Genomic DNA, 21,535 nt, shown 5'->3' with positions numbered 1-21,535 from the left:
CGTCTGTCCTGAATCTCCCGAATGAACCGTCTTACGGAGCCTGAAAGATGCAGCGCCATCTCATCTCGGCCGCCGACCTCACCCGCGACGACGCCGTCCTGATCCTCGACACCGCCGAGGAAATGGCACGGGTCGCGGACCGGCCGATCAAGAAGTTGCCGACCCTGCGCGGCCGCACCGTCGTCAACCTCTTCTTCGAGGACTCCACCCGCACCCGGATCTCCTTCGAGGCCGCCGAGAAGCGTCTGTCCGCGGACGTCATCAACTTCTCCGCCAAGGGGTCCAGCGTGTCCAAGGGGGAGTCCCTGAAGGACACCGCCCAGACCCTGGAGGCCATGGGTGTCGACGCCGTCGTCATCCGGCACGGCGCCTCCGGAGCCCCCTACCGCCTGGCCAACTCCGGCTGGATCGACGCGGCCGTCATCAACGCCGGCGACGGCACCCACCAGCACCCCACCCAGGCACTGCTCGACGCCTTCACGATGCGTCGCCGCCTGGTCGGCCGGGACGCCGGTATAGGGCGTGACCTGGCCGGCAAGCGCATCACGATCGTCGGCGACGTGCTGCACAGCCGGGTCGCCCGCTCCAACGTCGACTTGCTGCACACCCTCGGCGCCGACGTCACGCTCGTCGCCCCGCCCACCCTGCTGCCGGTCGGTGTCGGCTCCTGGCCGTGCGAGGTCTCGTTCGATCTCGACAGCACGCTTCCCAAGTCCGACGCGGTGATGATGCTCCGCGTCCAGCGGGAGCGCATGAACGCCGCCTTCTTCCCCACCGAGCGCGAGTACTCCCGGCGCTACGGCCTCGACGCCGACCGCATGGCGAAGATGCCGGAGCACGCGATCGTGATGCACCCCGGCCCGATGGTCCGCGGCATGGAGATCACCGCCGAGGTCGCCGACTCCGACCGCTGCACCGCCGTCGAGCAGGTGGCGAACGGCGTCTCCATCCGCATGGCTGTTCTGTACCTGCTGCTGGGGGGCGCCGTGTTCGACTCCAAGACCGTGCCCCCCGTCAACGACGCCCGTACCGAGGAGAACCAGAACCGATGAGCAAGACCCTGATCCGTGGTGCGAAGGTGCTCGGCGGCGAGCCGCAGGACGTGCTGATCGACGGTGAGGTCGTCGAGGCGGTCGGCACCGGTCTGTCCGCCGAGGGCGCGGAGGTCGTGGAGGCCGGCGGCAAGGTGCTGCTCCCCGGCCTCGTCGATCTGCACACCCACCTGCGCGAGCCGGGCCGCGAGGACTCCGAGACCGTCCTGACCGGTACGCGGGCCGCCGCCAAGGGCGGCTACACCGCCGTGTTCGCGATGGCCAACACCTTCCCGGTCGCCGACACCGCCGGTGTCGTCGAGCAGGTCTGGCGGCTGGGCCGTGAGCACGGCTACTGCGACGTGCAGCCCATCGGCGCCGTCACGGTCGGCCTGGAGGGCAAGAAGCTCGCCGAGCTGGGCGCCATGCACGAGTCGGCGGCCGGTGTCACGGTCTTCTCCGACGACGGCAAGTGCGTCGACGACGCGGTGATCATGCGCCGGGCGCTGGAGTACGTGAAGGCCTTCGGCGGTGTCGTCGCCCAGCACGCGCAGGAGCCGCGGCTGACCGAGGGCGCCCAGATGAACGAGGGCGTCGTCTCCGCCGAGCTGGGCCTCGGTGGCTGGCCCGCCGTCGCCGAGGAGTCGATCATCGCCCGCGACGTCCTCCTGGCCGACCACGTCGGCTCCCGCGTGCACATCTGCCACCTGTCCACCGCCGGGTCCGTCGAGATCGTCCGCTGGGCCAAGTCCCGCGGCATCGACGTCACCGCGGAGGTCACCCCGCACCACCTGCTTCTCACCGACGAGCTGGTGCGCACCTACAACCCGGTCTACAAGGTCAACCCGCCGCTGCGCACCGAGCGCGACGTGCTGGCGCTGCGCGAGGCGCTCGCCGACGGCACGATCGACATCGTCGCCACCGACCACGCCCCGCACCCGCACGAGGACAAGGACTGCGAGTGGGCCGCCGCCGCCATGGGCATGGTCGGCCTGGAGACCGCGCTGTCCGTGGTCCAGGAGACGATGGTCGACACCGGCCTGCTCGACTGGGCGGGCGTCGCGGAGCGCATGTCCTTCAAGCCCGCGAAGATCGGCCGGGCCACCGGCCACGGGCGCCCCGTCTCGGCAGGTGAGCCCGCCAACCTCACGCTCGTCGACACGGCATACCGTGGGCAGGTGGACCCCGCGGGCTTCGCCTCGCGCAGCCGCAACACCCCCTACGAGGGCCGTGAGCTGCCGGGCCGTGTCACGCACACCTGGCTGCGGGGCAAGGCCACGCTCGTCGACGGGAAGCTCACGTGACACCTGTACTCCTGTTCGCAGCCGAGGAGAAATCGGCCCAGGTCACCGACTGGACCGACCGCATCGGCTGGCTCGTCGGACTCGCCCTCTTCGTCGCGCTCGTCTACTGGCTGATGCGCGAGGGCTGGAAGTGGCGCGGCACCCTGCAGGGCGACCTGCCGGAGCTGCCGACCGCTCCCGAGGAGGCCGGCGAGGCGAAGCTGACGATGAGCGGCCGCTACCACGGCTCCACCACCGCCGGGCAGTGGCTCGACCGCATCGTGGCCCACGGCCTGGGCACCCGCAGCCGCGTCGAGCTCACGCTCACGGACGCGGGCCTGGACGTCGTACGCCCCGGGGCGACGGACTTCTTCATCCCGGCCGAACGGCTGCGCGAAGTCCGGCTCGACAAGGGCATCGCCGGCAAGGTCCTCACCGAGGGCGGACTGCTGGTGGTGACCTGGGCGCACGGCGACAAGCTGATCGACTCGGGCTTCCGCTCGGACCGCGCGGCCGAGCACAACGACTGGGTCGACACCCTGAACCAGATGATCCACAAGACGGAAGGCGCACGATGACGACCTCCACCAGGGGAGCCGAAAAGTCTCCCGCCGTACTCGTCCTGGAGGACGGCCGGATCTTCCGCGGCCGCGCCTACGGGGCCGTGGGGGTGACCTTCGGCGAAGCCGTGTTCTCCACCGGCATGACCGGCTACCAGGAGACCCTCACCGACCCGTCCTACCACCGCCAGGTCGTGGTCATGACCGCTCCGCACGTCGGCAACACCGGCGTCAACGACGAGGACCCCGAGTCCAAGCGGATCTGGGTCGCCGGCTACGTCGTACGCGACCCCGCGCGCAAGCCGTCCAACTGGCGGGCCAAGCGCTCGCTCGACGACGAACTGCGCGCGCAGGGCGTCGTCGGCATCAGCGGCATCGACACCCGCGCCCTGACCCGCCACCTGCGTGAGCGCGGCGCCATGCGGGTGGGCATCTTCTCCGGCGACGCGCTGCCCGACGAGGGCACGATGCTCGCCGAGGTGCGCCAGGCACCGGAGATGAAGGGCGCGGACCTCTCCGCCGAGGTCGCCACCACCGAGCCGTACGTCGTCCCCGCGATCGGTGAGAAGAGGTTCACGGTCGCCGCTGTCGACCTGGGCATCAAGGGCATGACCCCGCACCGCATGGCCGAGCGTGGCATCGAGGTCCACGTGCTGCCCGCGACGGCGACCGCCGAGGACGTCTACGCCGTGGGCCCAGACGGGGTGTTCTTCTCCAACGGGCCCGGCGACCCGGCCACCGCCGACCACGCCGTCTCGGTCATGCAGGCCGTCCTGGAGCGCGGCACGCCGCTGTTCGGCATCTGCTTCGGCAACCAGATCCTCGGTCGCGCCCTGGGCTTCGGCACCTACAAGCTGAAGTACGGCCACCGCGGCATCAACCAGCCGGTGCAGGACCGTACGACCGGCAAGGTCGAGGTCACCGCGCACAACCACGGCTTCGCCGTGGACGCCCCGCTCGACAAGGTCTCCGAGACCCCCTACGGCCGCGCCGAGGTCTCCCACGTCTGCCTCAACGACAACGTGGTGGAAGGCCTCCAGCTCCTCGACAAGCCGGCCTTCAGCGTCCAGTACCACCCCGAGGCGGCCGCCGGTCCCCACGACGCCGCGTACCTGTTCGACCGCTTCGTGAAGCTCATGGAGGGCCAGCGTGCCTAAGCGCACCGATATCCAGTCCGTCCTGGTCATCGGCTCCGGCCCGATCGTCATCGGCCAGGCCGCCGAGTTCGACTACTCCGGCACCCAGGCGTGCCGCGTCCTGAAGGCCGAGGGCCTCAGGGTCATCCTCGTCAACTCCAACCCGGCGACGATCATGACCGACCCGGAGATCGCCGACGCCACCTACGTCGAGCCGATCACCCCGGACTTCGTCGAGAAGATCATCGCCAAGGAGCGTCCCGACGCGCTGCTGCCCACCCTGGGCGGCCAGACGGCGCTGAACACGGCGATCTCGCTGCACGAGAACGGCGTCCTGGAGAAGTACGGCGTCGAGCTGATCGGTGCCAAGGTGGAGGCCATCCACAAGGGCGAGGACCGCGACCAGTTCAAGGAGGTCGTGGAGGAGGTCCGCAAGAAGATCGGCCACGGCGAGTCCGCCCGCTCGGTGATCTGCCACTCCATGGACGAGGTCCTCGCCGGCGTCGAGGAGCTGGGCGGCTACCCGGTCGTCGTCCGTCCCTCCTTCACCATGGGCGGCGCCGGCTCCGGCTTCGCGCACGACGAGGAGGAGCTGCGCCGCATCGCGGGCACCGGCCTCGCGCTCTCGCCGACCACCGAGGTGCTCCTGGAGGAGTCCATCCTCGGCTGGAAGGAGTACGAGCTGGAGCTGATGCGCGACAAGCACGACAACGTCGTGGTCGTCTGCTCCATCGAGAACTTCGACCCGATGGGCGTGCACACCGGCGACTCCATCACCGTCGCCCCGGCGATGACCCTGACCGACCGCGAGTACCAGATCCTGCGGGACATCGGCATCGCCGTGATCCGCGAGGTCGGCGTCGACACCGGCGGCTGCAACATCCAGTTCGCGGTGAACCCCGAGGACGGTCGCGTGATCGTCATCGAGATGAACCCGCGTGTGTCGCGCTCGTCCGCCCTCGCATCCAAGGCGACCGGTTTCCCGATCGCGAAGATCGCGGCCAAGCTCGCCGTCGGCTACACCCTCGACGAGATCCCGAACGACATCACGCAGGAGACTCCGGCCTCCTTCGAGCCGACCCTCGACTATGTGGTCGTCAAGGCGCCGCGGTTCGCGTTCGAGAAGTTCCCGAGCGCCGACAACACGCTGACCACCACCATGAAGTCGGTCGGCGAGGCGATGGCGATCGGCCGCAACTTCACCGAGGCGTTCCAGAAGGCACTGCGCTCGCTGGAGAAGAAGGGCAGCCAGTTCACGTTCGTGGGTGAGCCCGGGGACAAGGACGAGCTGCTGCGTGAGGCCGCCCGCCCCACCGACGGCCGGATCAACACCGTCATGCAGGCCATCCGCGCTGGCGCCACGACCGAGGAGGTCTTCGAGTCCAGCAAGATCGACCCGTGGTTCGTCGACCAGCTCTTCCTGATCAAGGAGATCGCGGACGAGCTGGCCGCCGCCGACCGTCTGGACGCCGACCTGCTCGCCGAGGCCAAGCGGCACGGCTTCTCCGACCAGCAGATCGCCGAGATCCGGGGTTCGCGCGAGGACGTGGTGCGCGAGGTGCGGCACGCCCTCGGCGTCCGCCCGGTGTACAAGACGGTCGACACCTGCGCCGCCGAGTTCGCCGCGAAGACGCCGTACTTCTACTCCTCCTACGACGAGGAGAGCGAGGTCGCGCCCCGCGAGAAGCCCGCGGTGATCATCCTGGGCTCCGGCCCCAACCGCATCGGCCAGGGCATCGAGTTCGACTACTCCTGCGTCCACGCCTCCTTCGCGCTGTCCGACGCCGGGTACGAGACCGTGATGGTCAACTGCAACCCGGAGACGGTCTCCACGGACTACGACACCTCCGACCGCCTGTACTTCGAGCCGCTGACGCTCGAGGACGTGCTGGAGATCGTCCACGCCGAGCAGCAGGCCGGCCCGGTCGCGGGCGTCGTGGTCCAGCTGGGCGGCCAGACCCCGCTCGGCCTCGCGCAGGCGCTGAAGGACAACGGCGTGCCGATCGTGGGCACCTCGCCCGAGGCGATCCACGCCGCCGAGGACCGCGGCGCCTTCGGTCGCGTGCTTGCGGAGGCCGGTCTGCCGGCCCCCAAGCACGGCACCGCCACCACCTTCGAGGAGGCCAAGGCCATCGCGGACGAGATCGGCTACCCGGTCCTCGTCCGGCCGTCCTACGTCCTCGGCGGGCGCGGCATGGAGATCGTCTACGACGAGGCCCGCCTCGCCGCGTACATCGCCGAGTCGACCGAGATCAGCCCCTCCCGGCCGGTGCTGGTCGACCGGTTCCTCGACGACGCGATCGAGATCGACGTCGACGCCCTGTACGACGGCGAGGACCTGTACCTCGGCGGCGTGATGGAGCACATCGAGGAGGCCGGCATCCACTCCGGCGACTCGGCGTGCGCGCTGCCTCCGATCACGCTGGGCGGCTTCGACATCAAGCGCCTGCGCGCCTCCACGGAGGCCATCGCGCGGGGCGTCGGCGTCCGAGGCCTGATCAACATCCAGTTCGCGATGGCGGGCGACATCCTCTACGTCCTGGAGGCCAACCCGCGCGCCTCTCGTACGGTGCCCTTCACCTCGAAGGCGACGGCGGTGCCGCTGGCGAAGGCCGCCGCCCGCATCTCGCTCGGCGCGACCATCGCCGAGCTGCGCGAGGAGGGCCTGCTGCCGAAGAACGGCGACGGCGGCGAGCTGCCGCTGGACGCGCCGATCTCCGTCAAGGAGGCCGTGATGCCGTGGTCGCGGTTCCGCGACATCCACGGCCGCGGCGTCGACACCGTCCTCGGCCCGGAGATGCGCTCCACCGGCGAGGTCATGGGCATCGACTCCGTCTTCGGCACGGCGTACGCCAAGTCGCAGGCGGGCGCCTACGGTCCGCTGCCGACCAAGGGCCGCGCGTTCATCTCGGTCGCCAACCGCGACAAGCGTTCGATGATCTTCCCGGCTCGGGAGCTGGTCGCGCACGGCTTCGAGCTGCTCGCCACCTCCGGCACGGCCGAGGTCCTCAAGCGCAACGGCATCAGCGCGACGGTCGTGCGCAAGCAGTCCGACGGGCCCGGCCCGAACGGCGAGAAGACCATCGTCCAGATGATCCACGACGGCGAGGTCGACCTCATCGTCAACACCCCGTACGGCACCGGCGGCCGCCTCGACGGCTACGACATCCGTACGGCGGCGGTGGCCCGCTCCGTGCCGTGTCTGACGACGGTCCAGGCGCTGGCCGCGGCGGTCCAGGGCATCGACGCGCTCAACCACGGCGACGTGGGCGTCCGCTCACTCCAGGAACACGCCGAATTCCTGACCGCGGCCCGCGACTAGCAGCCGACGAGGGGGACACCGAAAACGGTGTCCCCCTCTTCATGAGCATCATGAGGACTCCCGAGGACTCCCGAGACATGTACAAGTTCTTCTTCCGCCTGGTGTTCCAGCGGATGGACCCGGAGCAGGCCCACTACCTGGCCTTCCGCTGGATCCGCCTCGCCGCCCGCATCCCCGTGCTGCGCACCTTCGTGGCGGCCGCCCTCGCGCCCCGCTACAAGGAGCTGCGCACGGAGGCCTTCGGGCTGCGCATGCACGGCCCCTTCGGGCTGGCCGCCGGCTTCGACAAGAACGCCGTCGCGATCGACGGGATGTCGATGCTGGGCTTCGACCACGTCGAAATCGGCACGGTGACGGGGGAGCCGCAGCCCGGCAACCCGAAGAAGCGGCTGTTCCGCCTCGTCGCGGACCGTGCGCTGATCAACCGCATGGGTTTCAACAACGAGGGGTCGCTCGCCGTCGCCGCGCGCCTGGCGTCCCGTACGCCGGTGTTCAAGACGGTGGTGGGCGTCAACATCGGCAAGACCAAGGTCGTCCCGGAGGCCGAGGCCGCCCAGGACTACGTGAAGTCGACCGAGCGGCTCGCGCCCCACGCCGACTACCTGGTCGTCAACGTCTCCTCCCCGAACACGCCGGGCCTGCGCAACCTGCAGGCCACCGAGGTGCTGCGCCCGCTGCTGACCGCCGTCCGCGAGGCCGCGGACCGTACGGTCCCCGCGCGGCGCGTACCGCTCCTCGTCAAGATCGCCCCGGATCTCGCCGACGAGGACATCGACGCCGTCGCCGACCTGGCGATGGAGCTGGGCCTGGACGGGATCATCGCCACGAACACCACCATCGCGCGCGAGGGGCTCGGCCTGAGGTCGCAGCCCGCACTTGTGAAGGAGACCGGCGGACTGTCGGGCGTGCCCCTGAAAACGCGCTCCCTGGAGGTGCTGCGGCGCCTCTACGCGCGCGTGGGCGACCGCATCACCCTGGTGGGCGTCGGCGGCATCGAGACCGCCGAGGACGCCTGGCAGCGCATCCTGGCCGGTGCCACGCTGGTGCAGGGCTACAGCGCCTTCATCTACGAGGGGCCCTTCTGGAGCCGGGCCATCCACAAGGGACTCCTCGCCCGCCTCCGTACGAGCCCGTACGCCACCCTCGCCGACGCCGTCGGCGCCGACGTAAGGAAGGCCGCATGAGTCCTCTGGAGCCCTTCGGCGCGCGTCTGCGCCGCGCCATGGACGAGCGCGGCCCGCTGTGCGTCGGGATCGACCCGCACGCCTCGCTGCTCACCGAGTGGGGCCTGAACGACGATGTCGCCGGGCTGGAGCGGTTCAGCCGCACCGTCGTGGAGGCCATGGCCGACCGGGTCGCCGTGCTCAAGCCGCAGAGCGCGTTCTTCGAGCGGTTCGGGTCGCGCGGCGTCGCCGTCCTGGAGAAGGCGGTCGCCGAGGCGCGGGCGGCCGGGGCGCTGGTCGTCATGGACGCCAAGCGCGGCGACATCGGCTCGACCATGGCCGCGTACGCCGAGTCCTTCCTGCACAAGGACGCCCCGCTGTTCTCCGACGCGCTCACGGTCTCGCCGTACCTCGGCTACGGCTCGCTGAAGCCGGCCGTGGAGCTGGCGCGGGAGAGCGGAGCGGGGCTGTTCGTGCTCGCCCTCACCTCCAACCCGGAGGGCGGCGAGGTGCAGCACGCCCTGCGGTCCGACGGACGGAACGTCGGAGCGACGGTCCTCGCCCACCTCGCGGCCGAGAACGCGGGGGAGGAGCCTCTCGGCTCCTTCGGCGCGGTCGTCGGCGCCACCCTCGGCGACCTGTCGTCGTACGAGCTGGACATCAACGGGCCGCTCCTCGCCCCCGGCATCGGTGCCCAGGGGGCCACTCCGGCCGATCTCCCGGCCGTGTTCGGCGCGGCGGTCCGCAATGTCGTCCCGAACGTCAGCCGGGGTGTTCTTCGTCACGGTCCCGATGTCGTCGCGCTGCGTGACGCCGCGCAACGCTTCGCAGACGAGATCCGGGACGCCCTGGACGCCGAGTAGCGCCTCGCCGGGGCGCACGGGCGCGCGGAAGAGTCCTCCAGCACGGCTCGAGGTCTGGATACATCCTCAAATCCGGGGCAATATGTCCGAAAGGTCCGTCTCAACAGAGGCTGACCAGGACTTTTCCGCTGTTCTCGCTGACTCTGGCGCACTTGCCCGCTAGTCTCCGACGAGTGAGGGCACCTCCCGCGCCCTCAAGGCAGTGGGGGAGAACGGGCAAGCGTGTTGCTCGTAGCTCCCCAGGTGTGGGGCGACTAGGTTCCTCACCGGTCCGTATCCGACAGTTCGACATCCGAGGTGACGTAGGCGTGGCTCTTCCGCCCCTTACCCCCGAACAGCGCGCAGCCGCGCTCGAAAAGGCCGCCGCGGCTCGCCGGGAGCGGGCCGAGGTCAAGAATCGACTCAAGCACTCCGGCGCCTCCCTTCACGAGGTCATCAAGCAGGGCCAGGAGAATGACGTCATCGGCAAGATGAAGGTCTCCGCCCTCCTCGAGTCCCTGCCGGGCGTGGGCAAGGTCCGCGCCAAGCAGATCATGGAGCGACTCGGGATCTCCGAGAGCCGCCGCGTGCGGGGCCTCGGTTCCAACCAGATCGCCTCTCTCGAGCGCGAGTTCGGCGGCACTGCCAGCTGAGTCCGGGGCACTCCGGGATTGCTGGAATAATCGCTGCATGAGTGAACGTCCGCGGCTGACCGTGCTCTCCGGCCCCTCGGGGGTCGGCAAGAGCACGGTCGTCGCCCATATGCGCAAGGAACACCCCGAGGTCTGGCTCTCGGTGTCGGCGACGACCCGCGCGCCCCGCCCCGGTGAACGGCACGGAGTCCACTACTTCTTCGTCACCGACGACGAGATGGACAAGCTGATCGCCAACGGCGAGCTGCTGGAGTGGGCCGAGTTCGCCGGCAACCGCTACGGGACGCCGCGGGCCGCCGTGATCGAGCACCTGGAGGCCGGGGTGCCGGTCCTTCTGGAGATCGACCTCCAGGGTGCCCGGCAGGTCCGCGAGTCGATGCCCGAGGCGCAGCTCGTGTTCCTGGCTCCCCCCTCCTGGGAGGAGCTCGTGCGCAGACTCACCGGGCGGGGCACGGAGCCGCCCGAGGTCATCGAGCGCCGCCTGGAGGCGGCCAAGACAGAGCTGGCGGCCGAGCCCGAGTTCGACGAGACCCTGGTCAACACCTCGGTCGAGGACGTGGCGCGCGAGCTGCTAGCCTTGATGAACGTTGTGTGATCAGGGTTGTGTGATCAGGTCTGATCTTTCCCATCTTTCGGAAGGTAGAGCGTGTCCTCTTCCATCACCGCGCCCGAGGGCATCATCAACCCGCCGATCGACGAGCTCCTCGAGGCCACCGACTCGAAGTACAGCCTCGTGATCTACGCGGCCAAGCGGGCCCGCCAGATCAACGCGTACTACTCGCAGCTCGGTGAGGGCCTCCTCGAGTACGTCGGTCCGCTCGTGGACACCCACGTCCACGAGAAGCCGCTTTCGATCGCTCTGCGTGAGATCAACGCGGGTCTGCTGACCTCCGAGTCCGTCGAGGGCCCGGCCCAGTGACCACGCGGTGGCAATAAGTAGTATCTACTGATCGCAGTAGACTTTTCCACAGGCCCGGCAGCGAGACTGTCGGGCCTGTGGTGTCTCATGGACGCGTACGCCGATGAGCCGCGGCGTGCAGGTGTCGAGTGCGGGGAGGCCCGGTGGGCAAGCCGAAGGTCGTTCTGGGGGTCAGTGGCGGCATCGCCGCCTACAAGGCGTGCGAGCTGCTGCGCAGACTGACCGAGTCCGGGCATGACGTCCGCGTCGTGCCGACCGCCTCCGCGCTGCACTTCGTCGGCGCCGCCACCTGGTCCGCCCTCTCCGGCAACCCGGTCTCCACGGAGGTCTGGGACGACGTCCACGAGGTCCCGCACGTCCGCATCGGCCAGGGCGCCGACCTGGTGGTGGTCGCCCCGGCCACCGCGGACACGCTCGCCAAGGCCGCCCACGGCCTCGCCGACGACCTCCTCACCAACACCCTCCTGACCGCCCGCTGCCCGGTCGTCTTCGCCCCGGCCATGCACACGGAGATGTGGGAGCACCCGGCCACACAGGAGAACGTGGCGACGCTGCGCCGCCGCGGCGCCGTCGTCATCGAACCGGCGGTCGGCCGGCTGACCGGCGTCGACACCGGCAAGGGCCGACTGCCCGAACCGGCCGAGATCTTCGAGATCTGCCGCCGGGTACTCGCCCGAGGCGTCGGCGAGCCCGACCTCGCGGGGCGGCACGTCGTCGTCAGCGCCGGCGGCACCCGTGAGCCCCTCGACCCCGTGCGCTTCCTCGGCAACCGCTCCTCCGGCAAGCAGGGCTACGCCCTCGCGCGCACGGCCGCGGCCCGCGGCGCCCGCGTCACCCTGATCGCCGCGAACACGGGCCTGCCCGACCCGGCCGGAGTCGACGTCATACCGGTGGAGACCGCGGTGCAGCTGCGCGAGGCGGTCCTCAAGGCGGCCGCGGACGCCGACGCCGTGGTGATGGCGGCGGCGGTGGCGGACTTCCGCCCGGCGACCTACGCACCGGGGAAGATCAAGAAGAAGGACGGGCAGGACCCGGAGCCCGTCACCCTGGTCAGGAACCCCGACATCCTGGCGGAGATCTCGGCCGACCGCGCCCGCCCGGACCAGATCGTCGTCGGCTTCGCCGCGGAGACCGACGACGTGCTGGCGAACGGCCGGGCGAAGCTGGCGCGCAAGGGCTGCGACCTGCTCGTGGTGAACGAGGTGGGGGAGCGCAAGACGTTCGGCTCCGAGGAGAACGAGGCGGTCGTGCTGGGCGCCGACGGCAGCGAGACCCCGGTGCCGCACGGGCCCAAGGAGGCCCTCGCCGAGACGGTGTGGGACCTCGTCTCTCACCGCCTCACCTGAACATGTCCTGTACTTCACGGCTCGTTCAAGCCCCGGACATTGCCGCGTGGCGACCCTGGAAAGAGCGCTGGGCATTCGGCAGAATGCCCGTGCCGCAGGTCACAGGGCTCCCGAGAGGCGAGACACCTGGGCCGGTGGCAGAGCGCGACCGATAAACTGTTTCTCGGACGACGCCGGGCGCAGCCCCCGTCCCGTCCGCCCATGATCAGCCAGCAGCCGCTGCAACCCCAGGGAGCGTTGTGTCCCGTCGCCTGTTCACCTCGGAGTCCGTGACCGAGGGCCACCCCGACAAGATCGCTGACCAGATCAGCGACACCATTCTCGACGCGCTTCTGCGCGAGGACCCGACGTCCCGGGTCGCCGTGGAGACGCTGATCACGACCGGCCTGGTACACGTGGCCGGTGAGGTCACGACCAAGGCGTACGCGGACATCGCGACGCTGGTTCGCAACAAGATCCTCGAGATCGGCTACGACTCGTCGAAGAAGGGCTTCGACGGCGCGTCCTGTGGTGTGTCGGTGTCGATCGGCGCGCAGTCCCCGGACATCGCGCAGGGTGTGGACACGGCGTACGAGACCCGTGTCGAGGGCGACGACGACGAACTGGACCGGCAGGGCGCCGGTGACCAGGGCCTGATGTTCGGCTACGCGTCGGACGAGACGCCGACGCTGATGCCGCTGCCGGTTTTCCTGGCGCACCGCCTGTCCAAGCGCCTGTCCGACGTCCGCAAGAACGGCACGATCCCCTACCTGCGCCCGGACGGCAAGACGCAGGTCACCATCGAGTACGACGGTGACAAGGCGGTCCGTCTGGACACGGTGGTCGTCTCCTCGCAGCACGCGAGCGACATCGACCTGGACTCGCTGCTCGCCCCCGACATCCGCGAGTTCGTGGTCGAGCCGGAGCTGAAGGCGCTGCTGGACGACGGCATCAAGATCGAGACCGACGGCTACCGCCTGCTGGTCAACCCCACCGGCCGCTTCGAGATCGGCGGCCCGATGGGTGACGCGGGCCTGACCGGCCGGAAGATCATCATCGACACGTACGGCGGCATGGCCCGCCACGGCGGTGGCGCCTTCTCCGGCAAGGACCCGTCCAAGGTGGACCGCTCGGCCGCGTACGCGATGCGCTGGGTCGCCAAGAACGTGGTCGCCGCGGGCCTGGCCTCCCGCTGCGAGGTCCAGGTGGCGTACGCGATCGGCAAGGCCGAGCCGGTGGGTCTGTTCGTGGAGACCTTCGGCACGGCCAAGGTCGACGCCGAGAAGATCGAGCACGCGATCACCGAGGTCTTCGACCTCCGCCCGGCCGCGATCATCCGCGACCTCGACCTGCTCCGTCCCATCTACGCCCAGACCGCGGCGTACGGACACTTCGGCCGCGAGCTGCCAGACTTCACCTGGGAGCGCACGGACCGGGTGGAGGCCCTGCGCAAGGCGGCGGGTCTGTAAGCCCTCCAGCACGGTTGTCGCGAGGCCCGGCACCCTTCTGGGTGGCCGGGCCTCGGCGCGTGGAAAACGCCCCGCAGAGCGGGGCGGGGCCCGGTGGCCCAGAGGCCTGGGTTCGCGACGGCCTGATGCGAAGGACGGGCCCTGCGCGGGCGGGCCCGTCTCGGCGGACGTCGCTGTCAGTGGCGTTTGGTAAGAATGCAAGCGTGAGCAGCGAGAACAGGCAGCAGCGGGCGGGCGGGTCGGACGCCGCGCCGCCCGAGCAGCTTGCCCTGCTGCGGGACGCGGTGCGCAAGGCCAAGGCGCCCCGGGCCAAGCCGCGGACCTGGCGGGGGGCCTCGCCGGCGAAGGAACTGCCCGTCGCGCGGGTGGTGGTCGACAAGGGCGTGCTGCATCTGGACCGCTACTTCGACTACGCCGTGCCGGAGGAGCTCGACGCCGTCGCCCGGCCAGGGGTCAGGGTCCGGGTGCGGTTCGGAGCCGGCGGGCGCACGGTGCGGGAGGGGCGGCGAGAGGGCGGCGGGCTCATCGACGGGTTTCTGGTCGAGCGGGTGGCCGAGTCCGACTACGCGGGGCCCCTCGCGGCGCTCGCGCAGGTCGTGTCACCCGAGCCCGTCCTTACGCCCGAGCTGCTGGGCCTCGCCCGCGCCGTCGCCGACCGTTATGCCGGCAGCCTCGCGGACGTACTCCAGCTCGCGGTCCCGCCACGCCACGCGCGCGCGGAGGCCGCTGAGTCGGGTGCGCCGCCGGCGCCTCCGTCCGCGCCGGAGCCCGGATCGTGGCGGCGGTACCGGCGGGGCGCGGACTTCCTGCGGTCGCTGGCCTCCGGTGGCCTGCCCCGGGCCGTGTGGACCGCCCTGCCCGGGCCCCAGTGGGCGCAGGAGATCGCCCGGGCCGTGCAGGCCACGCTCGCCTCCGGGCGGGGCGCCCTGGTCGTCGTGCCCGCCGGACGGGCCGTGGCACGGGTCGACACCGCGCTGCGGGAGTTGATCGGGGAGGGGCAGCATGCAGTGCTGACCGCCGACGCCGGACAGGAGCGGCGGTACAGGGAATGGCTCGCCGTGCGCAGGGGGGCCGTGCGGGCCGTCGTCGGGACACGGGCCGCCATGTTCGCGCCCGTGCGGAACCTGGGGCTCGTCGTCGTGTGGGACGACGGCGACGACAGTCACAGCGACGAGCACGCCCCCTTCCCCCATGTCCGGGAGGTGCTGGAGTTGCGCGCCACCCGCGAGAAGTGCGGCTTCCTGCTCGGGAGCTGGACCTGCACCGTCGAGGCCGCCCAGCTGGTGGAGAGCGGATGGGCCGCACCGCTGGTCGCCGACCGCGAGCAGGTGCGCGCCACCGCACCGCTCGTACGGACGGTGGGCGACAGGGACCTCGCACGCGACGAGGCGGCGCGGGCCGCGCGGCTGCCCACGCTCGCCTGGGAGGTCGCGCGGGAGGGACTGCGGCACGGACCGGTTCTGGTGCAGGTGCCCCGGCGCGGCTATGTGCCCCGGATGGCCTGCGCGCAGTGCCGGGCCCCGCGCGCTGCCGCACTGCGCCGGGCCGCTGGCGGGGCAGGAGGCCGGGGAGCTGAGGTGCGGCTGGTGCGGGCGGGAGGAGAGCGCCTGGCACTGTCCGGAGTGCGGCGGGTTCCGGCTGCGGGCCCAGATCGTGGGGGCGCGGCGGACCGCCGAGGAGCTGGGGCGGGCCTTCCCGGCCGTTCCGGTGCGGACCTCGGGGCGCGAGCAGGTACTGGACACGGTGCCGGGGACGCCCGCCCTGGTGGTCAGCACACCGGGGGCCGAGCCCGTCGCCGAGGGCGGGTACGCCGCGGCGCTGCTCCTGGACGGATGGGCCATGCTGGGCCGGCCTGATCTGCGGGCGGGCGAGGACGCTCTGCGGCGGTGGATCGGCGCGAGCGCGCTGGTGCGGCCGCAGACCGTGGGCGGCACGGTCGTGATCGTCGCCGAGCCGACGCTACGGCCCGTGCAGGCGCTCGTCCGGTGGGATCCCGTCGGGCACGCCGTGCGTGAACTGGCCGAGCGGGCGGAGCTGGGGTTTCCACCGGTGTCGCGGATGGCGGCGGTGTCGGGACCGGCCGAGGCCGTCGCGGACTTCCTCGCCGGCGCCCGTCTCCCGCCTGCCGCAGAGGTGCTGGGGCCCGTCCCGCTGCCGGTGACCGAAGCCGGGCGGCCCCGCAGGGTCGGGGGCCGCCGCCGGGGGAGCGCTGGGAGCGGGCACTGGTCCGCGTACCGCCCGGGAGCGGGGCCGCACTGGCGACCGCCCTGAAGACCGCGCTGGCCACCCGGACGGCGCGGGCCGGCGGTGACGCGGTACGGATCCGGATCGATCCGCCGGACATCGGGTGAGGGCCGCGATCGGGCAGGGGCACCGGGAACGGAGCCGACCGGTCGTGCGGCTCCCGACGGGACTGCCTCCCGGTGCGGCCGGGAGGCAGAGCAGAAGGGGCGGCCTCAGCCGTTGCGCGGTCCGGGGAAGGCGGTCGGCCTCGCCTCGTCGCGGAGAGTGGGGCTGCCCGCCGTCGGCTGGGTCGGCATCGAGCGGGCCGCGGGCACCGTGGGGATGCCCGAGCCCACGTTGATCGTGCGGGTACCGGACGGTTCCGCCGCGCGATCGGCCTCGGCGGCCGCCTGCGCGGCGGCACGGCGGGCGCCGTAACGGCGGTGGACCGCCTGCTTGGTGACTCCGAGCGCGGAGCCCACGGCGTCCCACGAGAAGCCGAGCGAGCGGTCGAAGTCCACGGCCGCGGTGACCAGGGTCTCGACACTGTCCCGCAGCTCCTGGGCGAGACGGACGGTCGGGGCGGGAGCGCGTCCGTAGACGACGAAGCCCGTGGACGGGCCGGAGCGCCGCGGGCGGTAGACATTGCCCAACTGGGCGGTGAGGGTGCGCAGTGCGTCCACCTGCCGGCGGACCCGCTCGATGTCCCGCACCAGCAAGTGCAGGCTGGCCCGGGCCTGGGCGTCGTGGGTTGCGTGGTCGGCCATGAACAAGCCTCTCGAACCGGCGTTGAAAAGGATCGGGCCGCTACAGCGGCCCGCTTGTGGTCAACTCTTTCTTGACCAACGCGCATTCGGGCCTGTGGTCACGCTGCGGGGGCGTAAGAGCATATGCGTACGCCCCCGGCGGATGGCGTGCGCTGCGAGCCCCCGCGTGCGGCCGGGCGCGCCCCGCCACGTCCTAGACTGGTGCGCCGCCCGCAGGCCCGGTCCGGCCGGGACCTGTGGGTCCGTCAGAACTCCCGCCCGAGAGGCCGTCACCCACCCATGAAGCTCGTCTTCGCAGGTACCCCCGAGGTCGCCGTTCCCGCGCTGGACGCTCTGATCGCGTCGGGCCGGCATGAGGTGGCCGCCGTCGTCACCCGGCCCGACGCACCGGCCGGGCGCGGGCGCAGGCTCGTCGCCAGTCCCGTCGCCGAGCGGGCGGAGGAGGCCGGTATCGAGGTCCTCAAGCCGAACAGGCCGCGGGACGAGGACTTCCTCGCACGCCTCAGGGAGATCGCGCCCGACTGCTGCCCCGTCGTCGCCTACGGCGCGCTCCTGCCCCGTGTCGCCCTCGACATCCCCGCCCACGGCTGGGTCAACCTGCACTTCTCCCTGCTGCCCGCCTGGCGCGGCGCCGCCCCCGTGCAGCACTCCATCATGGCGGGCGACGAGATCACGGGTGCCTCCACCTTCCTCATCGAGGAGGGCCTGGACTCCGGTCCCGTCTACGGCACCGTCACCGAGCGGATCCGGCCCACCGACACCAGCGGCGACCTGCTCACCCGGCTCGCCTTCGCCGGTGCCGGACTCCTCGAGGCCACCATGGACGGCATCGAGGACGGCACCCTCAAGGCCGTGCCGCAGCCCGCCGACGGCGTCACGCTCGCCCCGAAGATCACCGTCGAGGACGCGCAGGTCGACTGGTCCGCGCCCGCGCTGCGCGTCGACCGCGTGGTGCGCGGCTGCACACCCGCACCCGGCGCCTGGACGACCTTCCGCGGGGAGCGGCTCAAGCTCATCCAGGTCACGCCCCGTCCCGAGGTGACGGACCTCGCACCCGGGCGGCTGTCCGTCGGCAAGAACAACGTGCACGTCGGCACCGGTTCGCACGCGGTCGAACTGGTGTGGGTGCAGGCCCAGGGCAAGAAGCCGATGAAGGCCGCGGACTGGGCGCGCGGGGTGCGCATCGGCGCCGCGGAGACCCTGGGGGGTGTCTGACAGAGCCCGCCGGTGCGCGACGCGAATGGTCGGACACCCCTCGGCGGCAGACCCCGCCGACCTCTGCGTCGGCCCCGTATTCCGCGGACGTACGCTGTAAGCGCACGCCGTCCCACAACCGGAGCACCTTTTTCGTGACCGAGCAGTCCCGCCGTCCCCGCAAGCCCGGCAAGCCCTACCGTCGGCCCCAGAAGGACCCCGTCCGCATCCTCGCCTTCGACGCCCTGCGGGCGGTGGACGAGCGGGACGCGTACGCCAACCTCGTCCTGCCGCCGCTGCTGCGCAAGGCGCGTGAGAAGGGCGACATCGACGGGCGGGACGCGGCGCTCGCCACCGAGCTGGTGTACGGCACACTGCGCAGGCAGGGCACGTACGACGCCATACTCTCCGCCTGCGTCGACCGGCCGCTGCGCGACGTCGACCCGCCCGTGCTGGACGTGCTGAGCCTCGGCGTCCACCAACTGCTCGGTACGCGGATCCCCACCCACGCCGCAGTGTCCGCGACCGTCGAGCTGGCGCGCGTGGTGCTCGGCGACGGGCGGGCCAAGTTCGTCAACGCCGTTCTGCGCAAGGTCGCCCAGGACGACCTCGACGCCTGGCTGGAGCGGGTGGCACCCCCGTACGACGAGGACCCCGAGGACCACCTCGCCGTCGTGCACTCGCACCCGCGCTGGGTCGTCTCCGCCCTGTGGGACTCCCTCGGCGGCGGGCGAGCCGGCATCGAGGAACTCCTCGCGGCGGACAACGAACGTCCCGAGGTCACCCTCGTCGCCCGGCCCGGCCGCTCCACCACGGAGGAACTCCTCGGCGAGCCCGCCGCGTTGCCGGGCCGCTGGTCGCCGTACGCCGTCCGGCTCACCGAGGGCGGCGAGCCCGGCTCGGTGGAGGCCGTACGCGAGGGCCGTGCGGGCGTCCAGGACGAGGGCAGCCAGCTCGTCGCGCTCGCCCTCGCGGGCGCGCCCCTCGACGGGCCCGACCGGGCCTGGTTGGACGGGTGCGCCGGGCCCGGCGGCAAGGCCGCCCTGCTCGCCGCCCTCGCCGCCGAGCGCGGAGCCGTGCTGCTGGCCTCCGAGAAGCAGCCGCACCGGGCCGGCCTGGTGGCGAAGGCGCTGGCCGGGAACCCCGGGCCGTACCAGGTCGTCGCCGCCGACGGCACCCGGCCGCCGTGGCGCCCGGGCACCTTCGACCGCGTCCTGATGGACGTGCCCTGCACCGGCCTCGGCGCCCTGCGCCGCCGCCCCGAGGCGCGCTGGCGCCGCCGGCCCGAGGACCTCGACGGATTCGCCCCGCTGCAGCGCGGCCTGCTGCGCACGGCCCTGGAATCCGTACGGGTCGGAGGCGTCGTCGGCTACGCCACCTGTTCCCCGCACCTGGCCGAGACCCGCGCGGTGGTCGACGACGTCCTCAAGCAGTACCGCGACGCCGAACTCATCGACGCCCGGCCGCTGCTGCCAGGCGTGCCGGACCTGGGCGACGGCCCCGACATCCAGCTCTGGCCGCATCTGCACGGCACGGACGCGATGTACCTGGCCCTCATCCGCCGCACCGGCTGAACGCGCGACGGCCCGGGCCGCTCGCCGGGCCGGAACTCGACGGTTCGGCCGCGGGTGGACGGTGAGGAGCGGCTGGGCCTGCCCGACCGGCCCGGTGATGCGGTGCGGGACCGTGCCGGTGAGTCCCTGGCGGGTGCGGCCGAACATGACGGTGGCGCGCGCCGTCCGGGCACGCGGCGCGGAGCGATGGGCTCTGGCCGGGTACCGGCGCGAGCAACCGGGGCAGGGCATGGCAGGCTTGGGGCATGGCCGTGCAGATCAACCCCAGCATCCTGTCCGCCGACTTCGCCCGCCTGGCCGAGGAGGCGAAGTCCGTGGAGGGCGCCGACTGGCTCCACGTGGACGTGATGGACAACCACTTCGTCCCCAACCTCACGCTCGGCGTGCCGGTCGTGGAGTCCCTGGCCCGCTCGACGGACACCCCCCTGGACTGCCATCTGATGATCGAGGACGCCGATCGGTGGGCACCCCAGTACGTCGAAGCGGGTGCCTCGTCCGTCACCTTCCACGTCGAGGCGGCGGCGGCGCCGGTGCGGCTCGCCCGCGAGATCCGCGCCAAGGGCGCCCGGGCGTCCATGGCCCTCAAGCCCGCGACGCCCATCGAGCCGTACGAGGACCTGCTGCCCGAGCTGGACATGCTGCTGATCATGACGGTCGAGCCCGGCTTCGGCGGCCAGGCCTTCCTGGACATCATGCTGCCCAAGATCCGCCGCACCCGGGAGCTGATCAGCAAGCACGGCCTGGAACTGTGGCTGCAGGTCGACGGCGGCGTCTCGGCCTCCACCATCGAACAGTGCGCGGAGGCGGGAGCAGACGTCTTCGTGGCCGGCTCGGCGGTGTACGGGGCGGCCGACCCGGCCGCCGCGGTACGTGCATTGCGCACCCAGGCGGAGCGGGCGACGGCCCGGGCCTCCTGGGCGTGCGACGAGTGAGACAACGGAACCTGAACGCCGACCGTCCGGGCTGATCGACTGCGCCGGATCTGCAAGGATGAACGGCGAATGCAGAGTGTGAACAGCAGTGAGGAGATGGCCGTGTCGGGTATGTCGGCGGGCCGGTCAGCCATGCGGATGGGACCCGCTGAGCTGGTGCAGGCGGCGGCCATGGCCCGTCGCTTCTATCTCGAGGGCAAGTCCAAGATCCAGATCGCGGAGGAGTTCGGCGTCAGCCGCTTCAAAGTGGCCCGGGTCCTGGAGACCGCCCTCGAACGGGATCTCGTGCGCATCGAGATCCGTGTTCCGGCCGAGCTGGACGCCGAGCGCTCCGACGCGCTGCGCGCCCGCTACGGCCTCAGGCACGCCGTGGTGGTCGAGTCCCCGGCCGAGGTGGAGGAGTCGCCCGACCCCGAGAACCTCGGCGAGGTGGCCGCCGACCTGCTCGGCGAGCTGGTCACCGAGGGCGATGTGCTGGGCCTGGCCTGGGGCCGCTCCACCATCCACATGGCGGCGGCCCTCGACCGGCTGCCCCCGTGCACGGTGGTGCAGCTGACGGGCGTGTACGACGCCGGGACCTCCGAGCGCGGCTCGGTGGAGGCCGTGCGCCGTGCCGCGCAGGTCTCGGGCGGTGACGCGCACCCGATCTACGCGCCGATGCTGCTCCCGGACGCCGCGACCGCGGCGGCCCTGCGCAACCAGACGGGGATCGCCCGCGCCTTCGAGTACTTCGACAAGGTGACGGTCGCCTGTGTCTCCATCGGCTCCTGGGAGCCCGGTATCTCCACGGTGCACGACATGCTCACCGAGGAGGAGCGCGCCCACTACGCATCCCTGGGCGTCGCCGCCGAGATGGCCGCGCACCTCTTCGACGCCGAGGGCCGCCGGGTCGGACGGGACCTGGGGGAGCGCTGCATCACCGTCAAGGCGGACCAGCTCCGGCGTATCCCGGAGGTGGTCGCGATCGCGGGCGGGCAGCGCAAGGCGTCCGCGATCGACGCGGTGCTGCGCTCCGGGCTCGTCACCAGCCTCGTGACGGACACGGCCGCGGCGGACTACCTGATGACGGCGGGCCCGACGCCGACGCCCGCGTTGCACCGGGCGGACCCGGACGGGCCCTGACAGGACCTCCGGGCGGGGCG

General features: G+C 71.7%; 17 protein-coding genes and 1 pseudogene. 17 read left to right on the top strand and 1 reads right to left on the bottom strand.

Annotated features, from left to right (window positions below; genetic code table 11):
• The first annotated feature begins 47 nt into the window (after positions 1 to 47).
• From N8I84_RS08105 to N8I84_RS08045, 13 genes and pseudogenes are all read left to right on the top strand, one after another.
• The gene (locus N8I84_RS08105; protein WP_263228913.1) at positions 48 to 1,052 is read left to right on the top strand and encodes an aspartate carbamoyltransferase catalytic subunit; all 1,005 of its coding nucleotides are present in this window, start codon (positions 48 to 50) and stop codon (positions 1,050 to 1,052) included.
• Positions 1,049 to 2,335, top strand: coding sequence for a dihydroorotase (locus tag N8I84_RS08100; protein ID WP_263228912.1), 1,287 nt, complete (start codon positions 1,049 to 1,051; stop codon positions 2,333 to 2,335). Before N8I84_RS08105 ends, N8I84_RS08100 begins: the two co-directional genes overlap by 4 nt.
• Positions 2,332 to 2,892, top strand: coding sequence for a PH-like domain-containing protein (locus tag N8I84_RS08095; protein ID WP_263228911.1), 561 nt, complete (start codon positions 2,332 to 2,334; stop codon positions 2,890 to 2,892). The genes N8I84_RS08100 and N8I84_RS08095 overlap by 4 nt, the downstream gene beginning before the upstream one ends.
• On the top strand, positions 2,889 to 4,031 hold the full coding sequence (carA, locus tag N8I84_RS08090) for a glutamine-hydrolyzing carbamoyl-phosphate synthase small subunit (protein WP_263228910.1): 1,143 nt from the start codon (positions 2,889 to 2,891) through the stop codon (positions 4,029 to 4,031). The genes N8I84_RS08095 and carA overlap by 4 nt, the downstream gene beginning before the upstream one ends.
• Positions 4,024 to 7,332, top strand: coding sequence for a carbamoyl-phosphate synthase large subunit (carB, locus tag N8I84_RS08085; protein ID WP_263228909.1), 3,309 nt, complete (start codon positions 4,024 to 4,026; stop codon positions 7,330 to 7,332). The genes carA and carB overlap by 8 nt, the downstream gene beginning before the upstream one ends.
• Before the next feature lie 77 nt (positions 7,333 to 7,409).
• A complete protein-coding gene (locus tag N8I84_RS08080) occupies positions 7,410 to 8,516 on the top strand; it encodes a quinone-dependent dihydroorotate dehydrogenase (protein ID WP_263234696.1) in 1,107 nt (368 codons plus the stop codon).
• Positions 8,513 to 9,358 carry an orotidine-5'-phosphate decarboxylase gene (pyrF, locus tag N8I84_RS08075; RefSeq protein ID WP_263228908.1) on the top strand — a complete coding sequence of 282 codons (846 nt, stop codon included), beginning with the start codon at positions 8,513 to 8,515 and terminating at the stop codon, positions 9,356 to 9,358. Before N8I84_RS08080 ends, pyrF begins: the two co-directional genes overlap by 4 nt.
• Positions 9,359 to 9,666: 308 nt before the next feature.
• On the top strand, positions 9,667 to 9,990 hold the full coding sequence (locus N8I84_RS08070) for an integration host factor (protein WP_103844829.1): 324 nt from the start codon (positions 9,667 to 9,669) through the stop codon (positions 9,988 to 9,990).
• Positions 9,991 to 10,027: 37 nt separating this feature from the next.
• Entirely contained in the window at positions 10,028 to 10,585 is a 558-nt protein-coding gene (gmk, locus tag N8I84_RS08065) for a guanylate kinase (protein WP_200421181.1), read from the top strand.
• A 51-nt stretch (positions 10,586 to 10,636) separates the two neighbouring features.
• On the top strand, positions 10,637 to 10,909 hold the full coding sequence (rpoZ, locus tag N8I84_RS08060) for a DNA-directed RNA polymerase subunit omega (protein ID WP_200421180.1): 273 nt from the start codon (positions 10,637 to 10,639) through the stop codon (positions 10,907 to 10,909).
• Positions 10,910 to 11,052: 143 nt separating this feature from the next.
• Positions 11,053 to 12,255 carry a bifunctional phosphopantothenoylcysteine decarboxylase/phosphopantothenate--cysteine ligase CoaBC gene (gene coaBC / locus N8I84_RS08055; protein ID WP_263228907.1) on the top strand — a complete coding sequence of 401 codons (1,203 nt, stop codon included), beginning with the start codon at positions 11,053 to 11,055 and terminating at the stop codon, positions 12,253 to 12,255.
• Positions 12,256 to 12,494: 239 nt separating this feature from the next.
• On the top strand, positions 12,495 to 13,703 hold the full coding sequence (gene metK, locus N8I84_RS08050; RefSeq protein WP_263228906.1) for a methionine adenosyltransferase: 1,209 nt from the start codon (positions 12,495 to 12,497) through the stop codon (positions 13,701 to 13,703).
• A 203-nt stretch (positions 13,704 to 13,906) separates the two neighbouring features.
• Positions 13,907 to 16,054: pseudogene (locus tag N8I84_RS08045) on the top strand (primosomal protein N').
• A gap of 105 nt (positions 16,055 to 16,159) precedes the next feature.
• Here N8I84_RS08045 and N8I84_RS08040 read toward each other — a convergent pair.
• Entirely contained in the window at positions 16,160 to 16,693 is a 534-nt protein-coding gene (locus N8I84_RS08040; protein WP_103844834.1) for a hypothetical protein, read from the bottom strand.
• Positions 16,694 to 16,972: 279 nt separating this feature from the next.
• On the opposite strand from N8I84_RS08040, the gene fmt reads away from it, so the two are divergent.
• The 4 genes from fmt (at position 16,973) to N8I84_RS08015 (ending at position 21,515) form a co-directional block, all read left to right on the top strand.
• The gene (gene fmt, locus N8I84_RS08035) at positions 16,973 to 17,908 is read left to right on the top strand and encodes a methionyl-tRNA formyltransferase (protein ID WP_263228905.1); all 936 of its coding nucleotides are present in this window, start codon (positions 16,973 to 16,975) and stop codon (positions 17,906 to 17,908) included.
• 134 nt (positions 17,909 to 18,042) lie between these two features.
• Positions 18,043 to 19,461 (top strand): RsmB/NOP family class I SAM-dependent RNA methyltransferase, encoded by a 1,419-nt coding sequence (locus N8I84_RS08030; RefSeq protein WP_263228904.1) that lies wholly within the window; start codon positions 18,043 to 18,045, stop codon positions 19,459 to 19,461.
• Between the two features lie 245 nt (positions 19,462 to 19,706).
• A complete protein-coding gene (rpe, locus tag N8I84_RS08020; RefSeq protein ID WP_263228903.1) occupies positions 19,707 to 20,393 on the top strand; it encodes a ribulose-phosphate 3-epimerase in 687 nt (228 codons plus the stop codon).
• Between the two features lie 78 nt (positions 20,394 to 20,471).
• Positions 20,472 to 21,515 carry a sugar-binding transcriptional regulator gene (locus tag N8I84_RS08015; protein ID WP_263234695.1) on the top strand — a complete coding sequence of 348 codons (1,044 nt, stop codon included), beginning with the start codon at positions 20,472 to 20,474 and terminating at the stop codon, positions 21,513 to 21,515.
• The last annotated feature ends 20 nt before the right edge of the window (positions 21,516 to 21,535 follow it).

Origin of the sequence: Streptomyces cynarae, assembly GCF_025642135.1 — a bacterium.
GTDB lineage: Bacteria > Actinomycetota > Actinomycetes > Streptomycetales > Streptomycetaceae > Streptomyces > Streptomyces cynarae.
This window is presented reverse-complemented; position numbering and strand designations above follow the sequence as displayed.